Annotated in this window: 13 protein-coding genes; 8 read left to right on the plus strand and 5 right to left on the minus strand. The window is 67.4% G+C overall.

The features are described from left to right. Positions 1–348: 348 nt before the first annotated feature. Positions 349–1845, minus strand: coding sequence for an FG-GAP repeat domain-containing protein (locus tag CAP_RS13995; RefSeq protein ID WP_156040780.1), 1497 nt, complete (start codon positions 1843–1845; stop codon positions 349–351). A 365-nt stretch (positions 1846–2210) separates the two neighbouring features. Between CAP_RS13995 and CAP_RS14000 the strand changes: the two genes are divergently transcribed. The 4 genes from CAP_RS14000 to CAP_RS14015 all read left to right on the plus strand — a co-directional run bounded on the left by CAP_RS14000 (position 2211) and on the right by CAP_RS14015 (position 6044). Beyond that, positions 2211–2789: a hypothetical protein gene (locus CAP_RS14000; RefSeq protein ID WP_156040781.1), complete on the plus strand. Its 579-nt coding sequence runs from the start codon at positions 2211–2213 to the stop codon at positions 2787–2789. Positions 2790–2817: 28 nt separating this feature from the next. After that, a complete protein-coding gene (gcvPB, locus tag CAP_RS14005; protein WP_044240885.1) occupies positions 2818–4314 on the plus strand; it encodes an aminomethyl-transferring glycine dehydrogenase subunit GcvPB in 1497 nt (498 codons plus the stop codon). 190 nt (positions 4315–4504) lie between these two features. Beyond that, positions 4505–4816 carry a hypothetical protein gene (locus CAP_RS14010; protein ID WP_044240887.1) on the plus strand — a complete coding sequence of 104 codons (312 nt, stop codon included), beginning with the start codon at positions 4505–4507 and terminating at the stop codon, positions 4814–4816. Between the two features lie 244 nt (positions 4817–5060). After that, positions 5061–6044 carry a class I SAM-dependent methyltransferase gene (locus CAP_RS14015; RefSeq protein ID WP_044240889.1) on the plus strand — a complete coding sequence of 328 codons (984 nt, stop codon included), beginning with the start codon at positions 5061–5063 and terminating at the stop codon, positions 6042–6044. A 35-nt stretch (positions 6045–6079) separates the two neighbouring features. Here CAP_RS14015 and CAP_RS14020 read toward each other — a convergent pair whose 3' ends face one another. Then, entirely contained in the window at positions 6080–10054 is a 3975-nt protein-coding gene (locus CAP_RS14020; protein WP_044240891.1) for a serine/threonine-protein kinase, read from the minus strand. A gap of 329 nt (positions 10055–10383) precedes the next feature. On the opposite strand from CAP_RS14020, the gene CAP_RS14025 reads away from it, so the two are divergent. Genes CAP_RS14025 through CAP_RS14040 form a run of 4 tightly spaced genes read left to right on the plus strand, consistent with a single transcriptional unit; the run spans position 10384 to position 14207 of the window. After that, a complete protein-coding gene (locus CAP_RS14025; RefSeq protein WP_231511454.1) occupies positions 10384–11361 on the plus strand; it encodes an ABC transporter ATP-binding protein in 978 nt (325 codons plus the stop codon). Next, positions 11354–12262, plus strand: coding sequence for an ABC transporter permease (locus CAP_RS14030; protein WP_044240895.1), 909 nt, complete (start codon positions 11354–11356; stop codon positions 12260–12262). The genes CAP_RS14025 and CAP_RS14030 overlap by 8 nt, the downstream gene beginning before the upstream one ends. Continuing rightward, complete coding sequence (locus tag CAP_RS14035; RefSeq protein ID WP_197041178.1) at positions 12259–13077, plus strand: ABC transporter permease; 819 nt, start codon at positions 12259–12261, stop codon at positions 13075–13077. Before CAP_RS14030 ends, CAP_RS14035 begins: the two co-directional genes overlap by 4 nt. Before the next feature lie 2 nt (positions 13078–13079). Continuing rightward, a complete protein-coding gene (locus CAP_RS14040) occupies positions 13080–14207 on the plus strand; it encodes a polyamine ABC transporter substrate-binding protein (protein WP_081864877.1) in 1128 nt (375 codons plus the stop codon). 46 nt (positions 14208–14253) lie between these two features. On the opposite strand, the gene CAP_RS14045 is transcribed toward CAP_RS14040, so the two are convergent. From CAP_RS14045 to CAP_RS14055, 3 genes are all read right to left on the minus strand, one after another. Beyond that, positions 14254–15456: a deoxyhypusine synthase family protein gene (locus tag CAP_RS14045; protein WP_052375153.1), complete on the minus strand. Its 1203-nt coding sequence runs from the start codon at positions 15454–15456 to the stop codon at positions 14254–14256. Positions 15457–15631: 175 nt separating this feature from the next. Then, positions 15632–17878 (minus strand): SulP family inorganic anion transporter, encoded by a 2247-nt coding sequence (locus tag CAP_RS14050; protein WP_044240897.1) that lies wholly within the window; start codon positions 17876–17878, stop codon positions 15632–15634. A 78-nt stretch (positions 17879–17956) separates the two neighbouring features. Further along, complete coding sequence (locus CAP_RS14055) at positions 17957–21055, minus strand: AAA family ATPase (RefSeq protein WP_044240899.1); 3099 nt, start codon at positions 21053–21055, stop codon at positions 17957–17959. Positions 21056–21272: the final 217 nt, after the last annotated feature.

Here is a 21272-nt window from a genome sequence, read left to right on the forward strand (position 1 = left end):
CATCGAGTGCACGTTCAACCTGCTCAAGCGCCTCCGTCGCTTTGCCACACGCTACGAGAAGACTGCACGTAACTACGCGGCCATGGTCGCTCTGACCTGCGCTCTCTGCTGGCTGCGAATTCAGGGACAGGCCCTAGACCTCTCGTCCTTCAGGACTGGAGCGCGTGGCTCAGGACGTTGTGTCAGGAGCAGTCGGCGCGGTGCTGCTGGAAGCACATCGAGGGAAAGAGGCTCGACGGAGCAGGAGCCCCGCAGGGAGGCTCCTCTCGCGGAACCGATCAGGAGTGACGTGGGACTTGGGAAGGCGGGGAGCGCTGCCGAGAGAGGCGGCGCCCAGACAGGCTGCGATCAGTCGTGGTTGCGGACCCAGGCGTTGCGGTAGTTGTTGCCGCGCGCGGTGGGCCAGAGGAGGCAGCCGGTGGTGGAGGAGGGGACGGAGTAGACGAGCACCGCGGGCTCGCCGGAGTCCCACGGGGTGTCGCGGGTGGAGACGAGGATCTCGACGGTGCCGTCACCTTCGACGTCGGCGAGGGTCGGGACGGCCATCGAGCCGAGGCGAGGGAGCTGGATCTTGTGCAGCTCGTTGCCGCCCGCGTCGAGGACGAAGAGGTGCGACATGCCCTCGCGGGGGGAGTAGGTCGCGAAGACGATCTCCGGGATGCCGTCGCCCGAGAGGTCGCCGATGACGACGCCGCCGGTGAAGACGTCAGGATCCATGGTGTAGATGTAGCGCCCGCCATCCTGACCGTCGGCGTACGTCACATGGACGCGGCCGTCGAAGCCAGCGTAGATCATCTCCAGGCCAGCGCGGGTGGCGTCGATGTCGGCGACCGCGACCTGGTTGGTCATGGCGACGATGTTGCCCTCGAGATCCCAGAGGCCCGCGAGGTAGTCGGGCTTATGCACCGGGTTCTCGAAGGCAGGGAGGCGGCTCGCATCGTGGCGCACGGCCCAGAGGCTCACGCCCTGCTCGCGGTAGTCCTGGCCGGCGTTCTGCACGCTGCCCAGCATGATCACCTCGTAGGTGCCGTCCTGATCGATGTCGGCGATGGTCGGCGAGGTGTTGGTGAAGTGCGCCTGAAGGTCGCGGGACTCGTCGTCGGCGAAGCCCTGCTTGGCGAGCGTGAGATCGTGGAGGTAACGGACGCCGAGGGTCTTCGGGCGCTCCTCGTACATCGGGTTCGCGTCGAAGGCCTCGCCATTGCCGTGGTAGAAGCCCGTGTAGGCGTTGTCCTGCGCGGCGACGATGTCCTGCTTGCCGTCGCCGTCGAGATCGCCGATGGCGACGTTCTGATCGAAGGCGCCAGCGATCCAGCAGTTCTCGCGGTCGTTGCACCCGAGCGCGCCCGTGGCGGCAGGGGGGAAGCCGTCGATGATGTCACCGCCCGCAGTGAAGGCGTTGAGGATGTCGGGCTCGTGATCGGAGCTGGCGACGATGACGTCGAGCTGGCCGTCGCTGTTGACATCACCCGCGGCGACGCTGCGCATCTCGTAGCGCCACTCGCGCGGCCAGCCGGAGAGGATCTCGCCCCGACCGTCGATCATCCAGACCTGATCGCCAGCGGCGACGACGATCTCGGGGAGCTCGTCGTCGCGGAAGTCGGCGACCACGGGGGGTGCCCAGAAGCGAGGCTCGGACTGCGCTGCCTCCCGGAAGCTCCAGAGCTCGTTGCCCGCGGAGTCCCAGGCGATCAGGTACGCGCCGCGGGTCGCGATGATCTCGTTCGCTCCATCTCCGTCGAGATCGACGACGACCGGAGAGCCCAGCCAGCCGTTCTCGTAGGAGCTATCCATGAGCTCCATGCGGAGCTCGGGCTTCGGGACGGCGGCGGAACCACCGGCCACGATGCAGGAGGGCGCGTCTGGCAAAGGCTTCGTGCCACCCTGCACGATGTTGTTCCCTCGCGTCTCGTTCCCTCCGTCACCTGCGCAGGCAGCCGCTCCAAGAACGAGAGCGATCACCATACCCAGGTGCGGGAGACGTGAGGTTCGCTGGGGAGTGAGGATAATTCTGAGCATACTGGCAAGGGTATCCCGCCAAGCTGCGTGGGGCGAGTCAGAATGTCGGGTTGCGAACCAAGAATTGTGGGGACGAAAGCGAGGCAGACCGGGTGGTTCGAGGTGGGAGAGAGGCCCCCGAGGCGGTCGGGAGCCGTGTCCCACATCGTCCTCTTCAGACGTCGGCCCTGCTGGTGCTAGGCTCCGCCGCCATGAACAGATCCCGACGGCTTTGGATCGCTGTCGCCGCAGGCGCCCTCCTCCTGGGGCCGACCGCGCTCGGCTGCAGCTCGACTTCGGCTCCTAAGACGGCCCAGATCCAGGTGGGCGACATGCCCGACGGCGCCGAGTGGACCGGTGTCTACTTCAATGAGCTTTACGGCTTCCTCCACGTGATCCAGGAGGGAGACGAGGTGAATGGCAAGTGGCAGCGGCCCCAGAAGGAGAAGTGGGGCGAGCTGCACGGCAAGGCGACCGGCAACCTGCTGCGCTTCGACTGGACGGAGTACAAGACCGGCGTCGTGGGACCGAACTCGAAGACGAGCGGCAAGGGGTACTTCAAGTACTCCCGGCCGGAAGGCGACAACATCGACGACAGGATCGATGGGGAGATCGGCTCCGGTCAGGACGAGGTGGGGACGGGCTGGGACGCCATCAAGCAGCGCAACGTGCAGCCCGATCTGACCTCGATCGGCGGCACCGGCTCGACCGACATCGGTGGCGGTGACTGGGATCAGGAAAACAAAGAGTCGGGCTCGCCCGAGCCGCCCGCAGCTCCGCCTGGCGAGTGATTGAGTCTTCTGGAAGGCAAAGGGTGTGATGAGCGAGCCTCAGCCGCGTGGCATCAAGTTCCGTGAACCCCCCGTGTTCGAACGTGGAGCGCCCGGCCGCTCCGGCGCCTCCCTGCCGCCGCTCGATGTACCCGAGGTGGATCCGGCAGTGCTCTTCGGGGCTCTCGCCCGGAAGGATGCCGCCGACCTGCCGGAGGTGAGCGAGCCGGAGGCCTACCGTCACTACCTGCGGCTGTCGCAGTGGAACTTCTGCATCGACTCCCAGCTCTTCCCGCTGGGGTCGTGCACCATGAAGTACAACCCCAAGGTGAACGAGTGGGCCGCGCGGATCCCGGCGTTCGCGAACCTGCACCCCATGACCCCCGAGGAGCTCTGTCAGGGGTCGCTGGAGGTGATGTGGCGGCTGCAGGAGGCGCTCTGCGAGGTGAGCGGGATGGACGGGTGCTCGCTGCAGCCGTCCGCCGGGGCGCAGGGCGAGCTGTGCGGGCTGATGATGATGCGGGCCTTCCACGAGGCGAAGGGCCGCTCGCCGAAGAAGGTGTTCATCCCGGAGAGCGCGCACGGCACCAACGCGGCGAGCTGCAGCCTGAACGGGCTCGTGGCGGTGAAGATCGAGAAGAACGCCGACGGGATCACCCACCCCGAGCAGGTGCTCGCGGCGATCGAGCGCGAAGGCTCGGACGGCGACGTGTGCGGGCTGATGATCACCAACCCCAACACGCTCGGCGCCTACGAAACGTTCCTGCCGGCGATCTGCAAGCTGATCCACGACAAGGGTGGGCTGGTCTACGGCGACGGGGCGAACACCAACGCCATCATGGGGCGCGCCAGGCCCGGCGACGTGGGGATGGATGTCATCCACATCAACCTCCACAAGACCTTCACGACCCCGCACGGGGGCGGCGGGCCCGGGTCGGGGCCGGTGTGCTTCAAGGAGCACCTGGAGCCGTTCCAGCCCTCTCCGGTGCTGATCCGGCGGCCCCAGGGCGGCTACGGCTGGGACTACAACCGGCCCCAGAGCCTGGGTCGGCTGCGGGCGTTCACCGGCAACTTCGGGATGTTCATCCGGGCCTACGCCTACATCCGGGAGATGGGCGGCGAGGGGCTCTCGATGGCGAGCACGCTGGCGGTCCTGAACGCGCGCTACCTGTGGGCGAAGCTGAAGGATCACTACCTGGCACCGGTGCCGCAGCCTTGCATGCACGAGGTGGTGCTCTCGGACAGCCAGCTCGAGCGCGAGACGGGCGTGAAGACGCTGGACGTGGCGAAGCGGCTGCTCGACTACGGCTTCCACGCACCGACGGTGTACTTCCCGCTGGTGGTGCCAGGCGCGCTGATGATCGAGCCCACCGAGACGGAGACGCGCGAGACGCTCGACGAGTTCGTGGCCGCAATGGTGGCCATCGCGAAGGAAGCGCGAGAGACGCCGGAGCTCGTGAAGCAGGCTCCCCACAACACGGTGGTGGGACGCCTCGACGAGGCGCGGGCGGCGCGTCAGCCGCGGCTACGGTGGACCCGGAGCTGATGAAGCGTCAGGGATCCCCGGGGGGACACACGGCGCAGGCTGGAGCGCTGACCAGGACGACTGGTTTTGGAGCCCTCCGGTGACTTCTTGTGTGGCAAAGTTCGCAGGATGCGGGCGGACATGCCTACAATGCGACACCGGAGACCAGCGATGCAGGTTTTCGAGATGATCCTCCGAGGGTGAACGAGGCGTGCCGGTTACCGTCGACAATTCGGGCGATATCGAGGCCATCTGCCAGAACTCTCCGGCGTCGGTGGGAGACCCGGTCAGGCTCGTCTTCAGGGCACACGAAGAGGCGACGCCTCCCTTCAACGTGAAGATCCGTTCACCGGGAGGCAAAGTCATCTTCGAGCGTGTGCTGCGTGAGCTGCCTACAGGGGAGCCGCAGAGCGCACCTGCCGTGGAGTTCAGCGCTTCGGGGCCGGGAGAGTACCGGCTGGAGATCAAGCAGCTCTACGGCAAGCAGCGCGGCGACGCGGTGCTCCACGTGAAGCTCGATTGAGCAGCGCAACCGCGGCCCCCCCACAGCACGCCCGCAGTACAACCCGCGCCGCGTGACGGGCGCGTGACGGGCGCGTGATGAACGATGCGCGGCAAGACGACGCCGCTCCACGGAAGCCTTGATCGAGGCGTGCGAGGCTGGACAGCTACCTGCACATAAATTGGCCCTGCAACGGTAAGCCGTAGCGTCGGGGGCGGTCTGCTTGACAGCACGACGCTCGGCATGATGCGTTGGTTGCACGCCGATGCCGCTGGATAGCAAAGTACCGCGCACGCTCACGCCCCCCGCAGGAATCCCGATCTCTTCGCGAGGGTATGGAGCCAGCGGGGAGCTTTCGCCAGAGTCGGAGATCGCTCCCTCGCAGGGGCAAGAGATCTGCTTCGACGCGCAGACCTGGCAGCCGGACCAGTACGCGTCCATCTACTATCCGGTCGATCAGATCGGCGCCGAGAACCGCGCGCTCCTGGAGTGCGAGGTCGAGATCTGGAGCATGATCCAGAAGTTCGACGCGGAGAGCGGCAAGACGCGCGGCAACGGGTCGTCGCCAGCGACGCCCTACACGCCGACGCCGCGCTCGGGCGTCCATCCGCGGGTGGACATGGTGATCCTCGGCGGTGGCGGGACGCTGTGGGACCTGCCGCCCGCGGTGCCCCACGTGAACGGGATCTGCTACACGGACCCGCACGAGAACAGCCGATCGCTCGTCCAGCAGTACCTGGACGCGCACGAGGATCGGCGGTGGGACGAGTACATCGCGCGGACGCTCCAGTTCGAAGGGAACGAGGAGATTACGGCGGATGCCATCCGCGAGCGAGACGCCCTGATGCGCGAGCGCATCCTCAGCTTGACCTCGTGCAACATCCGCCGGAGGCCGCCGGTGATCGTGGGCGCCAGCGGGGTGCACGTGGTGTCCGTACATTTCGTGATGGAGTCCATCACCAACAACCGCTCGGTGTGGCGGCGGCTCATGCGGAACTCGACCTCCATCGTGGGCGACCAGGGATATCTGATCCTCGCGGCGCTCGGGAAGGCGCAGGGATGGCGCTCGGCGATGAACGGGGAGCAGCAGCAACCGGCGACCTACGTGACGCAGGAGGACATCCATTCCGTGCTCGATCAGCTCGGGTTCGACGTGTTCTTCATGCGCTGGATCCCAGCGGAGGAGGCCAACGCCATGGAGTACGAGGGGATCATCTCGTGTGCGGCCCGCAGGAGGGCACAGGCTTAGGGCGCAGGCGCGACGTGACCGCTCCGTCAGCGCAGTCAGCCGACAGGGGTGGGGGGCTGTGGAGGCAGTGGCAAGAGCGTGGCCGTGATCCTCGCCGGGTCGGGGATGGCGCGGTCCGTCATCCACCGCTCGGCTCGGGTGACCAAGGCAGCGCCGTCGGCGTCGCCCGCGAGTTCGCCAGCGCGGGAGAGGGCGGCGGCGGCATAGAGGTCCATGCCGGCATCCTCGAAAATCTGGCGCGCCCCCGCGAAGAGGCGGGAGGCAGCGGCAGCATTTCCCAGAGCGCCGGCAGCGCCCGCCGCATCGACGGCGCTGGCAGCGCTGGCAGTGCCGACGGTTCCGGTGGCGGCGAGAGCGGCGCGGAGCGTGGTGGCGAGCGCGGTGGCCCAGGGAGATTGCTCGCGGTCGAGGCGCTGCGCGGCGAGGGAGACCTGGGCCTGCGCTTCGGCGAGGCCAGGCACGCTGTCTGCGGCGACGAGGGTGGCGCAGGCGCGGAGGTGCTCCATGGCGACGCGCACAGACTGAATCTTCAGGGCGCCCGAGGCTTCCAGGCTCGGCCAGCGCTCGACGAAGAGGCGGAGGGCGGTCTGGCCGTCGCCGCGGTAGAGAGCGATCTGGGCGCGGGCGAGAAGGTCGAAGTAGCTCTGGAGGTGGTAGCCAGCGCGCGACCAGCTATTGATAGCGACTTCCGCTTCGCGCAGCGCGGTGTCGGGGTCGCCGCGGAGGAGCCACACGGCGTTGCCCTGGGCCGAGCGCGCGGTGGCTTCGAGGTAGGTGTCGCCGCGTTCGCGGGCCTCCTGGAGGTAGATGGGAACGCGGCGCGTGAACTCGGAGACGTCACCGAGGTACCAGAGCGCCCAGATGGCGCAGGACTGGGCGGCGCCTCGCTCCCAGGCGACGCCGGTGCACTGCTCGCGGAAGATGCGCTCGGCTTCGTCGAGTGCGCTCCGGGCGCTCGACCAGCGGCCGAGGTACGTGGCGGCGATGCCGTCGGCGAGGCGCACGAGACCGCGGGCATGAGGGCTACCAAGGCTGTCGGCGAGGGTGCTGGCGCGCGCGATGAGCGTCGCGACCTCGACAGCCTTGCGGGCACCGCGAGGGCCAGGCGAGGTCTCCCCGGCGAGGTAGGCGGCTTCCATGGCGAGCGCGCGGGTGACGCGGTAGGGCTCCCCGGCTTCGAGGGCGAGGCGGAGGTTCTGCTCCTGGAAGTGGGCGCCCTGGATGGGGTCGACGATGGCGAGGCCGAGCGCTGCGGTCCAGCAGACGTCGATGCGGGCGAGATCCTCGGCCGGGATGGCGCTGGCCGGGCGCGCGGTGAAGTCGAGGCCGCGCCGACGCAGCGCGACGCGGCGCGAGACGATGGAGGCGCCGAGGGCCTGGGGCGAGTGGGGGGCGCCGAGATCCGCAGCGCTCAGGACCGTGCGCAGGGCTGCGAGCCCGGCAGCGACGTAGCCAGCGCGGAGGAGGCTCTGCGCGGCGCGGCGTCCAAGCTCCAAAGACTCGGCCGGAGAGGCGCCTTCGGTCGCCGCCATGTAGGCCTCGGCGGCCTTGACGCCCTGGCCTGCGCTGCTCAGGGCACTGCCCAGACGGAGCAGCGCCGCGCGGCGATTCTCGGCGTCCGGCGGGAGGAGGGTCACCGCCGTGCGGTAGAGCTGTGCGGCGCGCTCGAAGGCGAGCGCGGCCTCGGCCTGGGCGCCGGCCTGCAGGGCGTAGCCGGCGGCGCGGAGGGGATCTCCGGCGGCGCGCCAGTGCGCGGCGAGGGCAGTGAGGTCGAGGCGGTGGGTGGCTTCGAGGGCCTGCGCGAGGCGGCCGTGAAGCTCGCGTTCGGCACCGGCGCCGAGCGCCGCGAGAACCGCGTCCCGGATGCGGCTGTGGTAGGGCTCGAGCAGCTCGCCACGCCCCGTGCCGCCCACGCGCACGAGGTTCGCGCCGCGCAGGCGCGCCGTGATGCGGGTCAGCTCGCCGAGGTCCGCGCGGGCGGCGCGGGCGGCGACATCCAGGTAGAGCGGGCCTCCCGCGACAGACGCGAGATCGAGCAGCTCGCGCGAGCGCGGATCGAGGAGGGCGATGCGCGCACCGAGCACGTCGTCGAGGCGGGTGGGGACGTCGTGCTCCTCGTGGGTGAGGCGGTAACGGACGAGAGCGTCGATGAACAGCGGGTGCCCGCCCGACTCCTCGGCCAGGGTGCGCACGCTGATCGGTCGGCGCGGGGCGGCGCCGCGCAAGAGCACGGCGCAGAGGGCCTCGGCGTCGGCGGGCGGCAAGCGCTGGAGGGCGAGGTGATGAACGGCATCGGCGGGCAACCCGAGGCGGGTACCGAGCTGGGAGGCATCCATGCCGGCGCCGGAGCGGACGACGCCGACGAGGAGCACGTGCCTGCCTGGCTCGGGGCGCATGATCTCCGCGAGGAGCGCGAGGCTGTCGGCGTCGGCCCACTGCAGGTCGTCGATGGCAAGGACCACGGGAGAGCGCTGCGCGAGGGCGCCAAAGAGGGCGCGCATCACGGCGAAGGTGAGGACACGCTGCTCGGCCGGATCGACGACGTGCGGCGACGGCTCGGCGGCGTCGAGGGCCGGGACCTGACGCAGGACGGGGAACGCCGCGCCGAGCAAGCTCGCGCGAGGCGGGAGGAGGGCGCGCACCTCTGCATCCGGCAAGGCAGCGAGGTGGTCGCTGAGCGCGTCGATCAGCCCATCGAGGGCCTTGTAGGGGACGGACTCCCGCTCCTGGCAGCGCGCCGCGAGGGTGAGCGCGTCGCCAGCGATGCGCTCGAGGAAGCGGCGCATGAGCGAGGTCTTGCCGACGCCGGACTCGCCTGCGATGAGCTGGGCGACGGCGCGGTTCAGGCGCGCGTCCGCGAAGGCGCGGTCCAGCACGTCGAGTTCGCGGGTACGGCCGACGAACAGGTTCCGGAGCGAGGTCGCTGGCGGCTCTTCGTCGAGGTCTTCGCCCTGGAGGCGGCGCAGCACCTCCCGGGCCGTGGGTCGGGCGGCGGGGTCGATGTGCAAGAGGGCCACGCAGAGCTGCTCGAGATCGGCGGGGAGCCCTTCCGCGAGGTCTCCGGGAGGGGGCGGCATGACCAGACGTTTGAGGCGCATCGCCATGGCCGGCGAGCTTCGGAAGGGGTACTCCCCGGTGAGGGCGAGATGGAGCATGACCCCCACGCTGTAGAGATCGGCCTCCGGTCCGGCAGGGCTGCCGTCGATCTGCTCCGGAGCGATGTAGTGCGCCGTGCCCGCGATGGGGTCGTTCCGGCGCGGGGCGCTGATGTCCGCGAGCAGCCCGAAGTCGAGGATGACCACCCGACCATCGACGTCCACCAGCACGTTCGAAGGCTTGATGTCGCGGTGAACCTTGCGGGCATCGTGCAGCGTGCCGAGCCCGCGGAGGAGCTGCCGCAAGCCGTCACGCAGGCGCGTTTCGTCGAAGAGGTTGCGGCGCCGCTGGCGCGTGCCGTCGACAGGAGCGCTGCCGCTCGAGGCACTGTCGGCCGAGACGCTGTCGGCGGGCGTGCTGTCCACAGGCGTGCTGGCGGGAGGTGCGCTGCCGACAGGCGTGCTGTCGACCGCCGCACCGTTCGCGCCCCCGGAGGAGCGCGGCTGCGCATCACCCGTAGGACGCGGCCCTGCAGCCCCAGCGTCGCCCAGAATTCGCGTGGTGCCGAGGGAACTCGGAGGCTCCACGTCTCCCTCGAAGTGCTGCCGCACGTAGACCATGAAGTCCACGCCGCGAACGAGCTCCATCGTGAAGAAGAGCTGGCCATCCTCGTCGTGAAGCTCACCAAGGCTCACCAGATTGGGGTGGTGCAGGTCCTGGAGGGAGCGGAACTCCGCCTTGAAACGGAGGCGCGCTTCCGGGTCGAGCGCGCGCAGGACCTTCAGCGCCACGCGACCGCTGCGTTCGCGGTCGAAGGCCTCGTAGACCACCCCCGAACCTCCACGGCCGATCCGGCGCACGACCTCGAAGCGCCGCGTCCCGGCGAACTCGGGCCTGGGGCTCCCGGTGGACATGCCCCCCACCAAAGCACCGCCCTGGAGATAGGACAAGCCGTCGCCAGAGCAGACAACGCGCCTCCGCGGGCGGCGCAGGGAAAAAGCGTTTGACTTCCGTAAGGCGTCCATGCTTTGCGTTGGAGCCCGCGGAGGGTTCGCCCGTGAGGGCGACCGCCTCGGGAGCCGTGATCGACGACCGGCAGCACCGCACTCGCCCCACGGCGCCAACTGCAAGCTCGCCCCCATCCCCAGGCCAAGCGTCGGTGCAAACATCCACCACGAGCGCGCCCGCTTCCGAGATCAGCCTGGCGGTCGAACACATTCGAAAGTCGTTCGGATCGGTCCAGGTGCTGGACGACATCTCGTTCGACGCGCACCCGGGAGAGTTCATCACCCTCCTGGGCCCCTCGGGCTGCGGCAAGACGACCCTGCTGCGCATCATCGCGGGGCTGGAGCGCGCGGACAGCGGGCGCATCGTGCTGGCCGGTCAGCCGGTCGATCACCTCCCCGCGAACCGCCGCTCGGTGAATACTGTATTCCAGAGCTACGCGCTCTTCCCGCACCTGACGGTGTTCGAGAACGTGGCGTTCGGTCTCCGCTCACGCCGCGTGCCGCAGGCCGAGGTGAACACCCGCGTGCACCAGAACATGGAGATGGTGCGCATCGCGGATCTCGCGCGCCGCTACCCGCACCAGCTCTCGGGCGGTCAGAAGCAGCGCGTCGCGCTCGCGCGGGCCCTCGTGAACGCGCCCGAAGTGTTGCTGCTCGACGAGCCGATGTCGGCGCTCGACGCCAAGCTCCGCGCCGAGGTGCAGGTCGAGCTGCGCCGGCTCCAGCGTTCGCTCCGGAAGACGTTCGTGCTGGTCACGCACGACCAGCACGAGGCGATGACCGTCTCCGATCGGATCATCGTCATGAACCGCGGCAAGATCGAGCAAGAGGGCCCCACGGCGGAGGTCTACGAGCGGCCGAGGACGCGGTTCATCGCGGAGTTCTTCGGCGCGGCGAACCTCATCCCGGCCCGCAGGTCGGGCGACAAGCGGGTGACGACCGCCGTGGGAGAGCTGTCGGTCCGCACCACGCCACCGTGGGAATCCGGGACCGTCGCGATCCACCCGGAGTGGATCGAGATCACCGACACCGAGCCGGCCGAGAACGCGGTGCGCGCCGAGGTGCGCGACGCCATCTACCGCGGTGATCACGTGGAGCTCCTGATGGAACCGGGCTCACTGCGGGTGCAGGTCAGCCCCCGGCTGCGCGCCGAACCAGGGGCAACGTTGTGGCTCTGTCTGCCGGTGGAAAGGCTGGAGGTGCTCGATGACTGAGCGCGTCGTCGCTTATGGACACCTCACCACGCGTCGCGCGCTTCTCGCCAAGGGCGGGCTGTTGATGGTCGGCGGAATCGCCTGGCTCGCATCCTTCCTGCTGCTCCCCGGGCTGATCTTGGTCCTCGTGGCGTTCCTCCAGCGAGACCCCGACGGCGGCATCACCTGGGCGTTCAGCCTCGATTCCTTCCGCCAGCTCTTCGGCATCACGTCCTCGGGCCTCAGCGCCGCGAACCTGTGGATCATGCTCCGCAGCGTGGCCCTCGCGGTGATAACGACGGTGGTCGCGGTGGGCATCGCTTACCCGATGACGTTCTTCATCGCGCGCGCAGCGCCACGCAAGCGACTGCTGTGGCTATCGCTCGTCGCCATCCCGCTCTGCACCAACCTGGTCATCCGCACGTACGCATGGAAGCTGCTGCTGTCCGCGCGCCTGCCCCCGGCGCGCCTGGCAGCAATGCTGGGCTGGCTGGAGCCAGGGCGGGATCTCCTCCCGAGCTGGTCGGCGGTGTGCATCGGCATGGTCTCCGCCGCCCTGCCATTCGCGGTCATCTCGCTGTACCCGAGCATCGAGCGGCTCGACAGATCGCTGATCGAGGCGGCGCAGGACCTCTATGCGTCACCTGTGCGCGTCTTCATGCAGGCCATCCTGCCGCAGACGCTGCCGGGCCTGAGCGTGGCCATACTCCTCACGTTCGTCCCGGCCATGGGCATGTTCGTGATCACGGACATGCTCGGGGGAGCCAAGCACTGGCTCATCGGCAACCTCATCCAGCATCAGTTCGGGCAGGGGAGAAACGTCCCGTATGGGGCGGCGATGAGCCTGGTCCTGATCGCATTGACGCTCCTCGGGGTATACAGCTCGCGCCGTCAGGCCGGACGGAGCGCGGAAGTTCTGTGAAGCGCTGGGGTGGCCTGCTCCAGGTGGCCGTCCTCGTAGGCTTTCTGCTGCTCTACGCCCCGCTGCTGGCGGTGGCGCTCTATTCATTCAACGCCGCCGAGAAGGGGTCGGTGTGGGTGGGATTCTCGCTGCGCTGGTATGCCCAGCTCATGGCGGACCCCGAGACGAGCCGCCGCGCCTGGGAGATCCGCGAGGCGACGCTGAATACGCTCCAGCTCGGGGCGGTGTCCACCGTGATATCCACGATTCTCGGGACCATGCTCGCGCTCGGGATGCAGCGATTCCCCTGGCCATCCTCCCTCGGCAAGCTGCTGCAGGTGACGATCGACGTTCCCGTGATCACGCCCGACATCGTCATTGCCGCCGCCCTGGTGGTCGGGTTCAACCTGCTCAGATTCGTCTCGCCACTCTTCGATCCCGGCATGTCGGCGATGATCATCGGTCACGTGACGTTTCAGATCGCGTTCGTGGCCCTTGTCGTCCGTAGCCGTCTCGTGCTCATGGGCCCGACGCTCAGCGAGGCGGCACGCGATCTGTATGCCAGTTCCTGGTACCACTTCCACCGCGTGACACTGCCGCTCTTGTGGCCTGCGATCGTTGGTGGGGCGATGCTGGCGTTCACGCTATCTCTGGACGATTTTGTGATCAGCTTCTTTACATGCGGTCCAAGCTCGTCCACACTTCCAATCTACGTATACCACTCACAATTGCGCGGCCTCCGTACGGATCTATTCGCGGTATCGACGCTGCTCGTAATGGGGACCGTGGTACTTGTGCTCACCCTGGAACGCCTCACCCGCTGGAAGAGGGACTAGGTATGCAGCGAAAACATCTCACTCCGGCCACGATAGCCGGGCTGGTCGGCATCTCCCTGCTTGCTGCTTGCGGCAACAAGTCCAAGGAAGAGTCAAAGGCACAACCCAGCGGCTCGGCAGCAGAATCGGCTGCGAGCCCGAAGACGCCAGGCGAAGTATCACTTCTCATCTTCGCGGAGTACATCGAAGACAAGATCGTCAGTGACTTCGAGAAGGCCGCCAGCGTGCGGCTGCGGATCACGACATACGAGTCGTCCGAGGAGATGGAGAGCAAGCTCTCCTATGGTGGCGCCGACAGCCAGTACGACGTCGTCGTCGCCTCCAGCCAGACGGTGCCCCGGCTGGTGAGGAAGAACCTGCTCCAGCCGCTGGACCACGCGAAGCTCACCAACCTCAAGAACCTGGAGCCACGCTTCTCCGGACCAGCCTTCGACGACGGGAACAAGTTCAGCGTCCCCTACCAGTGGGGCACCGTTGGGCTGATGTACGACAAGAAGAAGCTCCCCAACCTGGAGCCCTCCTGGGGAGTGGTGTTCGACTCCAAGAAGATACCTGGAACCTTCATCCTGCTCGACGAGATGCGCGACATGCTCGGAGCGGTCCTCAAGTACAAGGGGCACTCCACGAACTCGACGAACGCGGATGAGATCCGGGAAGCCGGCAAGATCCTGCAGGATGCGAAGTCGCACCCCAAGTGCCTCGGCTTCAAGAGCGGCGTGGGCGCAGTGCAGGACGTGAAGAGCGGCTCGGCGGACATCGCCGTGGTCTGGAACGGCGATGCGCTCAAGGAAGTGAACGAGGATAAGGAGCGGCTCGCCTACATCAACCCCAACGAGGGTGGCGTGATGTGGGTCGACACCATGGTGATCTCGCGCCGCGCCCCCAACGCGGAAGGCGCGCACAAGTTCATCAACTTCATCCTCGAACCCGAGATTGGGGCGCGGCTCAGCACATTCACCCAGTACGCGACGCCCAATGTCGCGGCCCGGACGAAGGTAGCGCCAGAAGACCAGCAGAATCCTGCCATCTACCCGCCTGAGTCCCTGATGCCGCGCCTGGAGTCGCACCGCGACCTCGGCGACAACTTGAAGCTGTTCGATGAGGCCTGGACGGCGGTCAAGGCGCACTGAGCCCGCGGCAGGGGCCCCCCAGGCCCCTGCTTCACGGCGCGCAGTCCTAGGTGGCGGATGACGCCGTGGCTTGCAAGGTGCTGAGCAGCCAGTCGCCGTTCTTCTTCACCTCTTCGATCAGCTTCTGACAGAGGCCCTCGCGGCGCTCGTAGAGGCGCGAACCCTCACGCGGTCGCAGGTAGCCTCGCGCTTTGGGGTGCTGGCGGAACAGCTCTTCCTCGCCCATCTTCTCGGCCCACCGGGCATACCGCTCCCGGTTGTCCAGCAAGGCTTTCACCAGGAACGGCATGAGCGCCGAGTAGTCGGCCTGCATCCCCTCGGTGGTCTGGACGTACGTGTCGCGATCCACCTTGCCCCACGTCACAGCCTCCCCGGGCGTGCAGGATGACAGGGATCCATCGGTCGGGGGCGCAGTCACGATCTGGACATCGAACCGATAGCCACTGATGTCCGGCAGGCCGAGGATCTGCCCGAGCGCAGGCTCGGGCTGGAGGTTGAAGTTCTTGGGCACGCCTCCTCCGAGGATGATCGTGCCGAGGGCCTTGGCCGGGCTCTCGAAGAGGCCCCAGTAATGGTAGGCGCATGCCTCGAACACCTCGGCGTGCAGATCGATGTCGAGCGCGTAGCTCGGGATGATGCCGGCTTGCTTCATGGCCCAGAGCTTCATCGAGTTCAGGAACACGCTCCCGTCCGCGGTCGCCCCGACGAAGATGGGGATGGCCATGTCATGGCAGGTGGCCAGCAGACCGCGCTGGAGACCGTGCTTGCGCTCTTGCTCGGCGTAGACCCTACCCAGCAAGTATCTCAGCTCGGTGCCGGTCATCTTCTTCTGGAACTCGGGTCGCGCCAGGTGAGCGGTGAGGAACGTGTCCTGGTCGAGCAGGACGTCCTCCGGGAAAGCCATGTCGGTCACCCGGATCATGCGCTCGTCGCGGAGCGCCCCGTCGTCGCCGAAGAGCGGCACCTCGCGGATGGCGCCCTGCTTGTGGGCGTCCAGGCTCCGGTGACCGTCGTGGTAACAGACGGCATCCGTCGTGCTCAGGTAGGCGACCCAGCCGGTCTCCAGGAGCGGGATCAGCCACGCCTGATGCTGCCCCGACACGGTGACGGGACCCGCGACCGCGATGGTCATCGGACACCCGCTGCCGATAGCCTCGTCGAGAATGGTGTAGATACGCCTCAGATACGCCCCCCCGAATGCGGGCAGGCAGCTCATGAAGATCTCGCCGAGCGTGTTGCATTCGTCCACGCGTCGGACCTCTACCAGCCGACCTCCGGACGAAGCTGATTGCGCCGTCGGCGCCTCCTGGCACGGTGTTTTGGATGACATGGGCGCAATATGCCAGTGTAGCCGCGGCAGTGCAAGCACGGCAGCGCACACCGACAGCCTGGTGGGGCGCCCTCGATGGCGCCCGCGTGGCCAATCAGTTGAACAGTGATTTCACGGCGGCGGTGCTGTCGACGATGCGTTGCGCGAGCAGGCGCGCCACGAATTCGTGGAACGCGGCCGCCAGCTCGGGCGCCTCGCGGGTGAGCCGCTGCAATGCTTCGAAGCTGAGCCGGTAGAGCACCGCCGCGTCGTTCGCCGTCACCGTGGCCGAGCGCTTGGCGTCCAGGTAGAGCCCGGACTCACCCACCACCGTGCCTGGTCCCATCGTGCGCAGGCGCTTCGTCCGGTTGCCGGCCAGCATGATCCAGGCGGTCAGCTCACCCGACTCGATGAGGTAGAGATCCTTCGAATCGTCTCCTTGCCGGAACAGATCATACCCGGCAGGCAGCTCGACGCGGTCCAGGTAGCCGAGGAACCTCACGACCTCCATCGGTCCGTTGAACACCACCGCCAGATCGCGGGAGAGCACGGGAGGCGGAATGGTGGTCGGTGGCGCCTCGACGATCAGCTCGTTCTCGCAGGCTTCGAGGCCATGATCGAGATCGGAGAAGACGCGGCAGACCTTGTCGCCCTCGACCACGACACCCCCTCGGGCCAGGCTGTTGCGGATGTCGGGAGGCACCTCCGTCAGCATCAGCATCACGTCGTGCGTCTCCGCGATCCGGCGCAGGCGCTGGAAGCTCGCCACCGCGGAGGAGTCCAGCCCGTTGACGTGCCGGAAGTCCAGCACGAGGTAGCGCACCGGCATCGGCGTCGCGTCGAGGATGCGTTGCTGCGCGCGATCGAGCAGCCCGTAAGCCGTGCCGAAGAAGATGAAGCCCTGGAGCTGGAGGATATAGATCTGCGGCCCTCGCATATCGAGGACCTTCTCTTCGGAGGCCTTGCGCCCCACGTTGCTCCGGAGGTTGCTTCCGGAGATGGCGTTGCGGATGACCTCGATGCGGCTGTAGCTCACCGCGAACAGGACCAGCGAGACCGCGAGCCCCACGGCCACACCTCGCAAGAAGCCCGCCAGCGCGATCACGAGGAGAATCACGACGACGATCAGGTACTCGCCGCGGCGAAGCCGAAACCAGCCCTCGTAGATCGTCTCCAGCAAGAACGAGAGGCCCAGGAAGGCCACCAGCCCTCCCAGCACGGGCCGCGGCACATACGAGATCGACTCGGCACCGATGACCAGCACTAGCGCGCTGAGCGACACCGCGACGATGCCCGCCACGCGCGTAGGCCCACCCGACTTGTGGTTCATCGAGGACTCGGGCAGCGACATGTACCCGACGACCCCGCCTCCCAGCGCGCCGAAGAGGTTCGCCAGGCCCGTGACGCGCAGCTCGCGATCGAGATCGATCTCTTCCTCGGTGGCGAGCTCGACGCCCGAGGCACTGAGGAGGATCGTGATCGTCGCCAGCAGCGACACCGCCGCGATGTCGAACGCGCTGCGCCCGATGAGCGACCAGTGAACCGCCTGGATCTCGGCCGGGCGGAGCGGCGGCCACAGGGCGCCCTCGGGGAACGGACCGATCAGCCACCCCGCATCCATGGCCTGCTTCAAGGAGGATCCGGAGACGGACACCAGCGCGTAGAAGAGGCCGATGGAGACCACCAGCATGGCCGGGAGCATGCCGAACTTGTTGTACCGACGCAGGGCCCCCGTCAGCAGGACGCCGAAGATCAGCCCGGGGATGCACTTGGTCAGGCCCGGAGTCGTGAGCAGCAGCGCGGCGTTTTCGAAGCCCACCGGCTCGCCCACCATCACGGTGACGGCGCCCTGGATAAGCAGCCATCCGCAACCCGCGAGGAAACCTCCCACGACCGGATAGGGGATGAAGCGGACGAGGATCCCCCCGCGAACCAGGCCGAGGATGAGAAAGAAGGCTCCTGTGACCGCGGAGGTGACTGCGATCGCTGCCACCACGGTAGGGAACGGATCCCCGGTGGGATCGATCTCCCTGACGTTGAGCGAGATCACTCCAGCCATGGAGGCGAGAATGATCGAGGTGTCCTCCTGGGGTGCGGCGATGACGGCCCGGAAAGAACTCCCGAAGGTGACGATCGCCCCTACGACCACGGAGCTGATCAGAAAGATGCCGATGCCGAGCGGGAGGCGGTTGCCTAGAGGCCCGGTGAAGATGATGGCGGCGAGGGAGATGTCGAAGGTGACGACGAGCGTCCCCGAGACGAAGCCAGCGAGCAGTGCGGCGACGAACCGAGAACGCCATACCCTCGCGAGGAACCCTGCCTGCGTCGGGGGCGACGCCGTCCTCGAAGCCTGCTGTTCCATGCGTGCCGGAGACCTCTCGTTGATTCTCGGCAAAACCAACGGCAACGCAAGATCAGACGTCGGACGGTCGAACGACCATCACACCGCGCCAGCGAGATCTCTCTCGATGGCTGCCGCCTGCTCCTGGCAGGTGGCCGCATCACCAAGGCGACCGCTCTGGCGATGGAGCTTGGCGAGGTCTGTCAGGAGGCGTCCTTCCTCACGACGGTTCCCGATCTGTCGCGCGATCCCGATGGCTTTGTTGTAGTGATTCCGGGCCGTCTCGAACTGCGCTTGCTGCGCGTAGATCGTCGCCAGGCTGCCGAGCAGCATCCCCTCCGTCGGGAGATTGCCCCCTTCGTGCGCGGCGATCAGACCTTCTTCCCAGTAGGTCCGCGCCTCGTCGGGCTGCTGCATGGCCCAGTGTGCGCGGCCGAGCCCCAGGAACCCGAGCGCTTCCGTCGACCTGTCCCGCAGCTTCTGCGCCTCGGTGAGCACCCGGATGTGCTCCTGACGCGCTTCCTGGAAGCGACTGCGCGCCTCGAGCACGTCCCTGGCAAACTCGTAACGCACCACCACGCTCTCCGGCGTGGGATCGGGCGATAGCTTGAAATACACGCGGTAAAGGCGCGTCGCCTCCTCGTGGGCGTAACGCGCAGCCGCCTTGCGGGCGCCAGCGAGGAAGTAGCGCCGCGCGTGGTCGATCTTGCCTGCCCTCCGCCAGTGCCGACCCAGCGCCACGAGCTGATCTTCGAGATCCTCCCCGTACAGGCCCTCGATGGCCTCTGCCGCGAGCCGGTGCAGCTCCTGCAGCCGCGCGCGCGACTGCATTTCGTACGCGGCATTGCGCAGGAGAGCATTGCTGAACTGAAAGCGATGCTCATTCATGCCGGACCAGATGCACTGCGCCTCGCCAATGCGCACGTGCTCCTCCAGGACCGACTGATCGGGCAGCATTTTCCGGAGCACCCGGAGATCGAACTCTCGCCCCAGCACCGCCGCTGCGACGATGGTTTGCTTCACTCGGGCATCGAGCCGATCGAGCCGGGAGATGAGCAGGCTGTTCACGTTCTTCGGGGGCATGAACGTGTTCGAGATGGATATCGAACTCGAGCTTGAGCCGTACCTGCCGTCTTCCAGCCAGAAGGCGAGGATCTCCTGCGCGAAGAACGGGTTTCCACCCGCCGTCTCGCAGAGGAGCGTCGCCAGCATGTCGGGCATCGGGCCGCCGAAGAACGGAACGGCAAGGGCCAGGAGCTGGTCACGCGTGAGCGGCTTCAGCTCCACCACGTGCTCCGGGGTGCCTGGATCGAGAGGAATGCGGACGGGCGTCCCGTCGTCCTTGCGGCGCGTCGTGATGAGAACCGCAATGGGCAAGCCGCGACAGGCGCGAAGGATGACCCTCACCGCCTCCAGCGAGTCCTCGTCGGCCCAGTGCGCGTCCTCCAGGTGCAGGATCACCGGCTGGAGGGAGCACTCCGCGAGGAAGACGAAGCTCAGCGCGGAGAGGGTGCTCGTGTAACGGAGCTTCGGGTGCAGGCGCTCGTAGGGAGAATCGTCCCACCGGATGCCGATCAGCGCGGCATAGATCGACTTCGCGCGCTCAATCTCCCGTCGGAGCGCCGCCTGGCTCTCCGGCAACCGCTCCAGGAGGTATTCGAGCGCGTCCTCGAAATTGGTGAGCTTCTCCTCTTTGCCGATCGCAGACGATTCCCAGAAGTACTCCTTGAGCGCGAATTCGAACGCATTCAAGGAACTCTGCAGCGTCTGGTCACAGCGCGCGTCGATCCACAGGCACGGACGCTCGCCTTGCTGCTCCTCGAGCTTGTGCCGAAAGCGCTGGACCAGGTAGCTCTTCCCGAGGCCCGGCTCGCCCTCGATGTACACGATGCCCGCGGAGCGACCCTCGAAGATCGGCTGCATGCCGCGCGCGATCTGCTCCAGTTCGGCCTCGCGACCGATCAGGCCGAGGTCATAGAACTCCTTCTGGACCGAGATGCGCCGCCGCTCGAGCGAGTAGACGAGAATGGGCAGCTCGAAGCCCTTGAAGCGGAAGATGTTCTCCGTCGTCCACTGGTAGCTCGTCTCGCTGGCGCGAAAGACCTGCTCGTCAGCCCAGATCGCGCCCCAGGGCGCCTTCATCACCAGGCGCGCTGCCAGGTTGGTGGCGCGGCCCAAACAGGCGAACTCGCGGCTCTCCGTCCCCCCGTTGAAGCCCGCGTACCGCACGTCGCGGGTGATGCCTGCGCGGAGACGCATGGAGCGCAGGCCCCGTTTCTTGAGCTCCAGCGCGAAGTCGAGGGCGCGGTCGTTGTCGTTCTCGTGCGCGATCGGCGCCCCGAAGTGGACGAGCGCGCTCATTCCCATGTCGCCGAGATAGATCCCGGTGAAGGCGCCGCCGTACAGCTCTGCGAGTTCGTGCAAGAGCCGGGTCAGCTCCGGGAGGCTCGGGAGGTTGTCGAACGACAGGAAGACGCTGCTGACGTTGCGGAACTCGCCCTCGAGGGGCATGTCCGCGACACCTTGAGGCAGGAACGCCGCGTCGTCCCCGGAGATCTCGTCGCGGATCACCACCTCGCGGGGCGGCAGCTTCACCTCTGCGCCCAGCTTGTAGATCCCCGCCACGTCCTGCACCGCCTTGGCGCTCGCCGGCGGGATGCGGTCGCAGAAGGCACGGTCCACGAGGATGTCGCCACGATGCGCGTGACGGATGACGGTCAAGCAGTCCTGGATCGCCGGACCGAAGAAGTGGTGGTACGCACGCGTCTTGGAGATCCGCACGATCCCCCACTCGACCGCGCCCCAGGTGATCGCGAGCTTGAACGAGAAGGGGAAGCTCCCGTGCGGCGTCTGGCGCTCGGGGTTCTCGTTGAAGTGTCGGCGCATCACCACCGCGGCGCCCAGCGTGTACTCGGCGACCTTGCGCTCCGACGTGTCCGGGAAGATGGCGGTGAACGAGTCACCGGCGAACCCGATGATGAACCCACCGGCGTGATGCACCGCTGCGATCAGCGGGTCGAAGTAGAACCGCAGGGTCTCCGCGAGGAGCTCGGCGCCGGAGCGCGCGTGCTCCATCATGCGCTCGGTGACCTCGGTGAAGCCCGAGATGTCGACGATGAGCACCGCGCCCGTGAGGCTTCCCTCGGTCTTGCCGAGTGCGTCCTGCTTGAGGATGAAGTCGGGGACGAGCGGGCTCATGGAATGATCCTCGGCCGTACCCTCACCGACGGGTAGGCTTCGGAATCTCGCGGTCGAAGCGCCGACCACCAACTGTATGGTCGATCGGGAGTCATGAGTACAGCAAACTCAGCCCAGGCGCAGCGTGGAAAACGCTGCCCTGGTGCTGGAGGTAAGCGAGCTGGTGGGTCAGGAGAGCGACCGCATCCTGTCGGCTAAGGGAACTCCGGATTCTTTC

Origin of the sequence: Chondromyces apiculatus DSM 436, from assembly GCF_000601485.1 — a bacterium.
In the GTDB taxonomy this organism is placed as follows: domain Bacteria; phylum Myxococcota_A; class Polyangia; order Polyangiales; family Polyangiaceae; genus Chondromyces; species Chondromyces apiculatus.